This window comes from Duganella sp. CF458, assembly GCF_900113115.1.
Lineage (GTDB): Bacteria > Pseudomonadota > Gammaproteobacteria > Burkholderiales > Burkholderiaceae_D > Rugamonas.
In genome coordinates, this window is record NZ_FOOF01000047.1 from 1 (window position 1) to 2,835 (window position 2,835).

At 63.1% G+C, this 2,835-nt stretch carries 1 protein-coding gene; it reads right to left on the minus strand.

Features of this window, described 5'->3' with window-relative positions; genetic code table 11:
• Positions 1-2,835: AMP-binding protein (locus tag BM269_RS28840; RefSeq protein WP_139232914.1), on the minus strand; the 2,835-nt coding region annotated here is incomplete at both ends.

A 2,835-nucleotide genomic window follows, 5' to 3' on the forward strand; every position in this document is an offset into this window, starting at 1 on the left:
GAGTAGAACTCCTGCGGTGCGCGACTCGCCAGGTACGGCACCACGACCAGGCGGCCACCGGTCAGCAGCGCGCCCCAGATTTCCCAGACCGAGAAATCGAAGGCAAAGGAGTGGAACAGGGTCCAGACGTCGGATGGGCCGAAGCCGAACCAGTGGCCGGTCGCCGTCAACAGGCGCGCCACGTTGCGGTGCTCGATCATTACGCCCTTCGGCAGACCGGTCGAACCCGAGGTGTAAATCACGTAGGCCAGCGAGGAAGGCGACACCTCCAGCACCGGGTTGTGTGCCGGCTGCGCGCCGAAGTCGTCATCCAGCAGCATCAACGATGCCGCTCCCACGTCGAGGCGCGAAGCCAGCGCGCTATCAGCCAGGACCACGCGCGGTGCGCAGTCGCCCAGCATGAAGGCCAGGCGATCATCCGGATAGACAGGATCGAGCGGCACGTAGCCTGCACCGGCTTTCATGATGGCCAGCAGGCCGGCGATCATACCGAAACCGCGTTCGGCGCAGATGGCGACACGGTCGTCCGGCTGCACGCCCAGCTCCAGCAAGCGGTGCGCCATGCGGTTGGCGTTGGAGTTCAGTTCCTCGTAGGTCATTTGCTGGCCGTCGACGGTCAGCGCAATCGCGTCGGGCTGCGCCGCGGCCTGCTCTTCAAAGCGGCCGTGAATCGTAAATTCGTCCTCAAATTCGCCTATCTGCAACTCGAAGGCCTCGATTACACTTCGTTCGCTCTCCGGCAGGACATTCACCCCGAGTGCCGCTGAAGACGGCGCATGCTCGAGCGCATCCATCAGTTGCGCTACAGCCTCGAGCAACATATCAGTGATGCGCTCAGGCTCGACGCCATCGCACTGAGCCGTCACCGCAAGGTCTTCGCCCAGGTCGTCGATGTTGACGCCGATTGGGTAATTGATGCGCTCCTCGCCCGCGAGCATGCGGATGCCTTGCCACGCCTGGTCGAATTCGGCCTGGTCACCGGCACGCGTCACATGGCTGTGGCGATAGTTGAGCAAAGTGGTGAACAACGGCGCTTGCGCATCTATGCCGCTGCAGCGCTGGGCCAGCGTCAGGGACGCCTGTTCATGCTCGAACAGCGCCGACAGCTGGCTGCGCATGCCGTCCACCAACTCCTGCACACTTGCTGCGCGCAGGTTGGAGCGGACAGGCAAGCTGTTGACGAACATCCCGAGAACTTTGCCGTTGTCTTCATTACTCTGCAGGCGGCCCAGGAGAACGGTGCCGAAGACGACATCATCCTGGCCAGTGCAGGCCGACAGGACGCGCGCCCACGCCGCATGGAACAGCACTGCAGGTGTCGCGCCATGGCTGCGGGCGACACGGCGCAGGCGAGCGGATAGTTGCGGGTCCAGCATCGAGTGGGCCTCACGCGCGCCCGAACCATCGCCTTGCACGTCCAGCAGGCCGAATGGTGCCGTCGGCTCAACGATGTCGCCCAGCTTCTCGCGGAAGTAGGCTTCCTGCGCTTGCGGGTCGATCGCGAGGGTATGGGCGATGAAATTGCGGTAAGGGACCGGTACCGGTAGCAGGTCGGCGCGGTCCTGCATCAATGCCTGGACTTCGCCGATGATGAATTCCAGTGTCACGTGGTCCGATACGATGTGGTGATACAGCAGCGCCATGTGCCACTCGCCGCTTGCCGCATCCTCGCAAGCATTCGCCGTCATCAACGGAGCGCGTGTCAAATTCAGGCGGCAGCGGCGCGGGTCCGTATTGGCCAGCAGGTCGGCCAGGGCGTCGCCACTGCCGGCCTTCAGCTCCAGCAGCGGCAGCTCTGCCTGACGGTAGACTACCTGCGCCGGGGCCGACATGCCTTCCCAGACGATTGCGGTACGCAGGATGTCATGGCGGTCGATCACACGCTGCAAAGCAGAAAGGAATGATTCCATTCGCTCGCGGGAAGCGAAAGTCAGCGTGGAACGCAAAAGGTAAGGGTCACCTTCGGTATCCAGCATGTGATGGAACAGGATTCCAGCCTGCAGCGGTGCCAGTGGGTAGATGTCGGCTACGTTGGCCGCGCCACCTGCAACGGTTTCTGCAATGCGATCGATCTCAAATTGGCCGAGTGAGACCAACGGCAGCATATCCGGAGTGATATGAGTGCAGCCTTCTTCAATCAGGTTTTTCGGCACGGCGACTGCTTGCGTTGCTGCCGGCTTGTCCTGCAGTGCCAAGGCCAGGTCCGCGAGCACGGGGGTCGAAAAGACGCTACGTACATCGGCGTTCCATCCCAACTGGCGAATGCGCTCGATAACCTTTACTACCAGCAGCGAATGGCCGCCCAGCTCGAAGAAGTGATCGCGGCGGCCGATGCGTTCGACGCCCAGCAGCTCTTGCCACAGCTCCGCCAGCGCGGTTTCCACCTCGCCTTGCGGTGCCTCGTACTCACGGCGGCTCAAGGCCGATTCGTCCGGCGCCGGCAGCGCCTTGCGATCCAGCTTGCCGTTGGCGGTCAGGGGGAATTCGTCCAGCATCACGTATGCGCCCGGCACCATGTACTCGGCCAGGTCGGCCAACAGCGTGGCACGCAGGGTTGCCGCCTCCAGGCTTACGCCAGTTTTTGGCACGACATACGCCACCAGGCGCTTGTCGCCCGGCTGGTCTTCGCGTGCCAGCACGACTGCTTCACGCACGCCATCGCAGGCTGCCAGCTTGGCTTCGATCTCGCCTAGTTCGATGCGGAAGCCGCGGATCTTCACCTGGAAGTCGTTGCGGCCCAGGTAATCGATGCTGCCGTCGGCCAGCCAACGTCCCAGGTCACCCGATTTGTACAGGCGCCCTTCCGGCGTGTTGATGAAGCGTGCGGCTGTCAGA